Genomic DNA, 7,256 nt, shown 5'->3' with positions numbered 1-7,256 from the left:
GCACCTGCTCCGGATCGACGAGCCGGCTGCGGGGATCCCCGGCTGCGGGGCTCACGCTGCGGGCTGAATCGGTGGTCGCGCCAGGCGCGACCGCCCCGATGACAGCGGCCACCAGCCGTTCCCCGGCATCGGGAGCAACCACCGGCGCGTCCTGGATGGACGGTCCACCATCGTCCCCCGCGTCCGGCTCGGCCGACGAGTCGTGCGGGTCGGTCGCTTGGTCCTCGCCGCCCGCGTCCGGCACGGCCGGCCCATCTTCGGGCGGCTCTTCGCCGAGCTCCTTGTCCGGCTCGGTCGCCTCCGGCTGCGGTGTGCCCTCTTCGGCGGGCTGCGCCTCCTCTGAGATCTCCGGCGGTGCCTGCTGCGCGCTTTCCGTTGCCGGCTCTGCCTTCTGCGGGCCATCGGTCGCCGGCTCGGGTTCCTGCGGCTCATCCGCCGAGGGCGCCTCTTGAATGCCTTCCGCGGCGGGCGACACCGACGCCTCGGCCAGCGAAGCCGGTCGCTGCAGTCGCGTATCGGTCGTCGGCTCGAACCAGGTGACCTTCCCGCCCTCGGCAGGTTCTTGAACCTTTTCGGCTTCCGGGGCCTCTTCGGCCGGCGGCGGCTCCTCGTCCGGCTCCGTGACGGCGCCGAGCCCGCTCATCTCGAGCAGCCACCCGAGCCCGTGCTCCTCAGGCTCCGAAGTAGGGGTCGCGGAGGAGGCCGGGGGAGCGGTGACCGGCTCGATGCCGGCGTCGTAGTCCATGGCGGGCGGCGCGGTGACCGGCTCGACGGACTCACCCGGCCCCGCATGTCCGGCCTGCGCCGGTGGTGGGCGATCGGATGCGGCGGGCGCGTGCGCTGGTCCGGCCGGCCACGGCGGTGCGGACGCCGGACGTGCGTCTTGCGGCGGGGCGGACACCGGCCCGGAAACGCCCGGCAGGGTCGTGGCGGGATCGGCGTGCAGCGCCGACTCGGTCGGCCCGATGGGACCGGCCAGTGTGGACTCCGGATCCGCCCGATCCGCCCACGTCGGAGGCCCGGCCCACGTGGTTTCGGGGTCGACCGCACCCCAGTTGGGCGCGTCGCCGAGGTGCTGATCCCGAGTCGGCGGCGGACCGCTGACGGAGGCGGCGGGCGGCGGCGCACCCGATCCGGGCCGCGCGTCGCGCAGGGTCGGCTGCACCGGCCCGTAGAACGGTGGCGGCGTGTTCTGCACGGGCGGCGGAGCCTCGCGGAAGGCCGGCCGCACGTCCTGCGGCTCGGGCCGCCCGGCCTCGATGCGCGGCTCCGGTGTTCCGGGCACGACGGGCGGCGCCGACCGCGGCGACACGATCGGAGGCGCCGATCGTGGCGCCACGCGCGGTGGCGCAGGCCGCGGCGACACGTGCGGGGGCGCGGACCGGGGCGCGTCGACCGGAGGCGCCGGGCGGTGCGCCTCGGCGGGCTCGTGGTGCGGTGCCTGGCGGGCGCGCTGCGCATCGCGTTGTGTCTGCTCGTGGATGGGCGACTCGTCCGCATGCCGGCGCTGTTCGCCGCGGTCGGAGACCTCCGGCTTCGGCAGGTCCGCGTAGGTCTGCTCGGCGTCCCAGGCGTCCGCGGACAGCGGCGAGCGCTCCTGCGCGCCGGCATTGCGGCTTTCCGGCGGCGCCGACCGCGGCTCGATGTCTTCGTGCAACGGCTCTTCCCGCACCCAAGGTGCCTCGCGGGACCGGTCTCGCGGACCGGACGCGCCCGGCGTCCCCGCCCACAGCTCGTCGCCCGCCCGCCGGCCGGAACCGTCCACCTCTCTCGGTGCGGGGCGCGGCGGGGCGTTCTCGCGCCACTCTCCTTCGAGGACGAGCCCGTTCGCCGGGCCGTTGACGTCGCGCGGTGGCTCCTGCGGCGGGCGCTGCCCCGGCGTGCCGGTCGGCATCCGGCGCGGGTCCGGCCCGGGAGGTCCCGGAGGCCCGAGCGGACCCCAGTCCGGTCCCGCCGGACCCCAGCCCGGCCGCGACCCGAAGCCGTTCGGACCGGGCACGCCCCGCGGATCGGGCGGACCGAAGAGACCGGGACCACCAAAGGGATCGGGCCCCAACGGACCCGCATCCGGGAACCGGCCCGGTCCGCCCGTCCGGCCACCGTTGACCGGCCCTGGGCCCCGGTCCTGATCCGTCTCGCGGCCGCGTCCAGGGTGATTCGACCCGCGGCGACGATCGGAGTCACCGGGATGAGAAGGCCCACCGACGGGAGAAAACCCGCCGGGAAGATCCGGTCCACCCGCGAACGGACGCCCATCCGCCTGCTGCGGTCCGCCGACGTGGCCGCGAGGCTGGTAGGGCCCGCCGGCACGGTCGCCGTCGTAGGGAGCCGAAGCGCCGTGACGCGATCCGCCGGGGCGGTCGTCTCTCGCCGCGTGCCGCTCGTGCCCGGCGTAGCGGCCGGGCCCGGCGCCGACATCAGGCCGGCCGGAGCCGTCCCGGCCTTCGACGTCGCTCCGCCTGCGGACATGGCCCGGCGGACGCTCAGGGCCGGGGTACTCACGTCCGCCCGGGCCGCCGTAGCCGTTCGGCGGTCCAGGCGGCCCGCCGAACCCGGTCCGGCCGACGCCGTGGCGATCCGGCCCGCCGCCGGACTGCGGCCGGTCACGGTGATCCAGACCGTCGTACGAGCCGGGGCGACCACCCTGATAGGGCCCACCGAACCGGCCGTAGTCGTCAGGACGATCGGGGCCACCACGGCGGTCGGATCTCCCGGCGTACCGCGACCCGTCGACTCCGTCCGGACGGTCGGGCCCTCCGCGACGATCCGGCCCGGACGGGCGGTCCGGCCGCTCCCATCCGGCGGGACGGTCGGGCCCCGGCCTGCGGTCCCACTCGCCCGGCCGCTCCCGCTCACGCTCGAAGATCGGCGACCCGCCCGGCGGGTCAACCGGGCTCGGGAGGCGTTCCGCGCCGAAGCGGCTCCGGTCCGGGGTCGGGCGGACCTGGTCCATCCGGCGCTGCTCGCGCCGGGCCCACTCGGGACGCGGCTCCTCCGGGCCGTATCGCTCCGACCCGGGCCGCGGCGAGGGCACCGGCGGCGGACCGGCGGCGGGTGCCGGGCTGTGCGCGTACCGGACAGGCTCGTCGGACTCCCACGAAGCCGGCGGCCGCGGTCCTGGGCCGACCCCCTCCTCGGCGGGCGGCGAGATCGGCGACGCCTCATAGACCGGCGTGTGCACCGCCCGGCGCCGCTGCCCCTGATCGCCCGGGTAGCGCTGCCCCGGCAGCGGCTCCCACTCCCAGGTGATCTCGTAGAGCCAGGCCGGCTCGTCGTCCCACCGATCGGCGCCCAGGTGAGAGCTCCAGCCGTTCATCGGGCACCACGACGGTGGCCCAACGGTTGGCAACGCTCTGTCACGGCGAGATCCACCTCGTCAGAAATGGTGCGGTGGGCGGCCGGGTGCCGGGGTACAGTCGCCCGGCTCCACTGCGGGGGTCTGGAGAGGAGATTAACGGCGTGCACGGGCTCGACGCCAGGGTGCCCCTGATCTCGCGAGATCAACAATGGCGACTCTGGGTGACTACGTTCCGTGCGATCTCCAGATCCGGCTTCCGCCGCTGGTCCACGTACCGGCAGGCCACCATCGCCGGGGCATTCACCAACGTCGTCTTCGGTTTTGTGCGGTGTTATGTGCTCTTGGCCGTTGCCGACGCCGCGGTGGGGAACAAAGCCGCCGGGTACGACGCCAGGCAGCTCGCCACCTACGTCTGGGTAGGCCAGGGGTTGCTCAGCGTGGTCGCCATCTGGGGCTGGACCGACCTGGCGGACCGCATCCGGACGGGTGACGTGGCCGCCGACCTGATCCGCCCGGTGCACCCGGTGGTCAGCTACCTGGCCGCCGACCTGGGCCGGGCCGGGCACGCCGTGCTGGCCCGGTTCTTCCCGCCGCTGATCGTGGGGATGATCTTCTTTCCGCTGTACGCGCCGCAGCGCTGGGGCACGATCCCGCTGTTCGCGCTGTCGGTCCTCCTGGCCGTGATCGTCTGCTTCGGCTGCCGGTTCCTGGTGAACGCCACCGCCTACTGGGCGCACGACGCCCGCGGCGCGCTGTTCTTCTGGACGCTGTCGTCCGGCGTGCTGGCCGGGCTCTACTTCCCGCTGCGGCTGTTGCCGGACTGGCTGGCCCTGCTGCTCTATGTCGGCACACCGTTCCCGAGCCTGCTGCAGGTGCCGTCGGACGTGCTGACCGAGCGGGACGGACCGGCGCTGCAGGCCGGACTGGTCGGGCTGCAGGCGATCTGGTGTGTGGCGCTGCTCGCCCTGTGCGCGCTCGTCCAGAAGAGGGCCGAACGCCGGCTGGTGGTGCAGGGTGGGTGAGGCGCGGGCGTACGCGGCGTTGATCGGCGGCCAGTTCCGGTCGCTGATGTCGTACCGGCTGTCCTTCACGCTCGAGATGCTCTCCAACATCGGCACCACGGCGCTGGACATCGTCGCGGTGGTCGTCCTCTTCTCCACCACGCGCTCGGTCTCCGGCTTCACGCTGACCGAGGCGTTGCTGATCGTCAGCCTGTCGTCGCTGGGGTTCGCGCTGGCCGACGTGGTCGTCGGCAACGTCGACCACCTCAGGGTCTACGTCCGCACCGGCCTGCTCGACGTGGTGCTGGTCCGGCCGCTCGGCACGCTCGGTCAGCTGCTGTCCATGGACCTGCCGTTCCGCAAGGCCCTGCGCGGGCTGCTCTCCCTGGTCGTGCTGGTGGTGGCGGTGCGGCTCAACGACATCGACTGGACGCCCGGCCGGGTGGTGGTGCTGATCGTCACCCCGATCGCCGGGCTCGTCTTCTTCGGGGCGATCTTCGTGCTGACCGCCAGCCTGGCGTTCTGGTGGGTGGATTCGGGGGAGATCGGCGCTTCGTTCACGTACGGCGGTCGGGACTTCACCTCGTACCCGATGCCGGTTTTCGCGGGCTGGTTCCGCGCGGTCTTCGCGTACGCGCTGGGGTTCGCCTTCGTGTCCTATCAGCCGGCGCTGGTGCTGCTCGGCCGGGACGATCCGCTCGGCCTGCCCACCTGGGCCGGCTACCTCTCACCGGTGGTCGCGCTCGTCGCGGCCGCCGTCGCCGCGGTGGTCTGGCGCGCGGGCGTCAGGCAGTACAGGAGCACCGGATCATGACCGTCATCGAGATGAGGCAACTGCGCAAGGACTTCACGGTACGGGTGAAAGCGGGACGCCTGCGCCGGACGAAACGGACCGTGCCCGCGGTCGACGGCATCGACCTGACCGTGGACCGGGGCGAGATGATCGGCTACATCGGCCCGAACGGCGCCGGCAAGTCGACCACGCTGAAGATGCTGACCGGCATCCTGACCCCGTCCGGCGGCGACGTGCGGGTGTGCGGGCTGGTCCCGGTGCCGCAGCGCACGAAGCTGGCCCGGCGGATCGGCGTGGTCTTCGGCCAGCGCTCGCAGCTGTGGTGGGACCTGCCGCTGAGCGAGTCGTTCGGTCTGCTCCAGCACATCTACCGGGTGCCGGCCGCGGAGCACGCGGCCCGCCTGCGCCGCTGCCGGTCGCTGCTCGACCTCGACGCCTTCATGGACACCCCGGTGCGCCAGCTGTCCCTCGGCCAGCGGATGCGCGGCGAGGTCACCGCGGCCCTGCTGCACGGCCCGGAGGTGCTCTTCCTGGACGAGCCGACGATCGGGCTGGACGTGGTCAGCAAGCAGGCGGTGCGGTCGTTCCTCTCCGAGCTGGACGCCGGCGGCGACGTCACGGTGGTCCTGACCACGCACGACCTGGCGGACATCGAGCGGCTGTGCCGGCGCCTGGTGGTGATCGACCACGGCCGCGTGGTGCATGACGGGACGATCGAGGCCCTGCACGAGCGATACGGCTCGCGGCGCAGCCTGGTGGTGGAGCTGGACACGCCGTTGCCCGCTTCGTTCGAGCTGCCCGGCGCCGTGGTCGCCGCCACCCAGGCCGACGGGCACCGCGTGGTCTTCACCCTGGAGTCGACGACGGCGGCCGCGGCCGTGGGCGAACTGATGGCGGTCGCCTCGGTGCGCGACCTGTCGCTGGTGGAGCCGGACATCGAGGACGTCGTGGCCAAGCTGTACAAATCGCCTACCGATGCTCCATGACCAGCACCGCCCACGTACCCGTCTCCAACGCCTCGTAGTGGTGCGGCACGTCGCCCGGGAACGCGATGTAGTCGCCGGCCGCCAGCTCGACGGGTTCGCTGCTCGGCCCGGCCTTCATCCGCCCGGCCGCGACCACCACGTGCTCGAAGCTCCCCGGGATGTGCGCCTCCGCCTCCCGCGGCTTGCCCGGCTCGAGCTCCATCACGTAGATGTCGCGCCGCGTGTGCGGTGACCCGGCGGAGAGCAGCGCCGCGACGAAGTCGGCCTGATCGGCGGCCAGCAGCGGCCCCTCACCGCTGCGGATCACCCGCACACTGGGCGCGGGCGGCTCGACCAACCGGCTGAACGGGATGCCCAGCGCCACACCGAGCGACCAGAGCGTCTCGATCGACGGGTTGCCGGTGCCGGCCTCGAGCTGCGAGAGCGTGGACTTCGCCACACCGGCGCGGCGGGCCAGCTCGGCGAGCGAGATGCCGGCGCGTTCGCGCTCGGCGCGCAGAGCTGCGGCGATGGTCGCCAGCGGGGGAGACGGCTGCTGCACTGTTCGCTCCGTCGGTCGGTGCGTTCGGTTTGCCGAACTCGGGGACTTCGTTCATTATTTCAAACCATGCGTACGGTATCTCGAACGCCCCACGACCGTCGGCTGCTGCGCGACGCGGCGGCGATCGCCGCGGCGATGATCGCGGTGGGTGCGTCGTTCGGCGCCATCGCGATCGCGTACGGGCTGCCGACCTGGGTGCCGTTCGCCATGTCGACGCTCGTCTTCGCCGGCGGCAGCCAGTTCCTGGCGGTGGGGCTGATCGCGGCGAACCCGCTCGCGGCGGTCTTCGCCGGCCTGCTGCTGAACGCCCGCCACCTGCCGTTCGGGCTGGCCGTGTCGGGCACCGTCGGCCCGCGCCGATGGCACCAGCTGGTCGGCAGCCACCTGATGACCGACGAGGTGGTCGCCTTCACGATGGCCGAGACGGACCCGGTCCTGCGCCGCCGCACATACTGGTTGATCGGCGTCACGCTCTTCACGAGCTGGAACATCGGCACGGCCCTGGGCGTGCTGCTGGGCGGTGCGACCGGCGACCCGGCGACGCTGGGCCTGGACGCGGCCTTCCCGGCCGGCCTGATCGCGCTGATCCTGCCGTCGTTGCGAGACCGGACGACGCGGGCGGTGGCCCTGACCGGAG

General features: G+C 73.5%; 5 protein-coding genes and 1 pseudogene. 4 read left to right on the top strand and 2 right to left on the bottom strand.

Going from position 1 to position 7,256, the window contains the following annotated elements; all coding sequences use genetic code 11:
- Positions 1–3,316, bottom strand: a pseudogene (locus tag AB0M20_RS18860) (hypothetical protein); the annotation flags it as partial.
- Positions 3,317–3,519: 203 nt separating this feature from the next.
- Here AB0M20_RS18860 and AB0M20_RS18855 point away from each other — a divergent pair.
- From AB0M20_RS18855 to AB0M20_RS18845, 3 genes are read left to right on the top strand one after another with little or no spacing between them, the layout of a single operon-like run.
- The gene (locus tag AB0M20_RS18855; RefSeq protein ID WP_364299743.1) at positions 3,520–4,320 is read left to right on the top strand and encodes an ABC-2 family transporter protein; all 801 of its coding nucleotides are present in this window, start codon (positions 3,520–3,522) and stop codon (positions 4,318–4,320) included.
- A complete protein-coding gene (locus AB0M20_RS18850; protein WP_364299741.1) occupies positions 4,313–5,113 on the top strand; it encodes an ABC-2 family transporter protein in 801 nt (266 codons plus the stop codon). Before AB0M20_RS18855 ends, AB0M20_RS18850 begins: the two co-directional genes overlap by 8 nt.
- Positions 5,110–6,078 carry an ATP-binding cassette domain-containing protein gene (locus tag AB0M20_RS18845; protein ID WP_364299739.1) on the top strand — a complete coding sequence of 323 codons (969 nt, stop codon included), beginning with the start codon at positions 5,110–5,112 and terminating at the stop codon, positions 6,076–6,078. The genes AB0M20_RS18850 and AB0M20_RS18845 overlap by 4 nt, the downstream gene beginning before the upstream one ends.
- Here AB0M20_RS18845 and AB0M20_RS18840 read toward each other — a convergent pair.
- Positions 6,062–6,619: an XRE family transcriptional regulator gene (locus AB0M20_RS18840; RefSeq protein ID WP_364299737.1), complete on the bottom strand. Its 558-nt coding sequence runs from the start codon at positions 6,617–6,619 to the stop codon at positions 6,062–6,064. The two genes, AB0M20_RS18845 and AB0M20_RS18840, sit on opposite strands and share 17 nt — an antisense overlap.
- A gap of 66 nt (positions 6,620–6,685) precedes the next feature.
- On the opposite strand from AB0M20_RS18840, the gene AB0M20_RS18835 reads away from it, so the two are divergent.
- A partial coding sequence (locus tag AB0M20_RS18835) for an AzlC family ABC transporter permease (RefSeq protein ID WP_364299735.1) occupies positions 6,686–7,256 on the top strand: 571 nt, incomplete at its 3' end.

It is taken from the genome of Actinoplanes sp. NPDC051633 (assembly GCF_040681735.1).
Lineage (GTDB): Bacteria > Actinomycetota > Actinomycetes > Mycobacteriales > Micromonosporaceae > Actinoplanes.
This window is presented reverse-complemented; position numbering and strand designations above follow the sequence as displayed.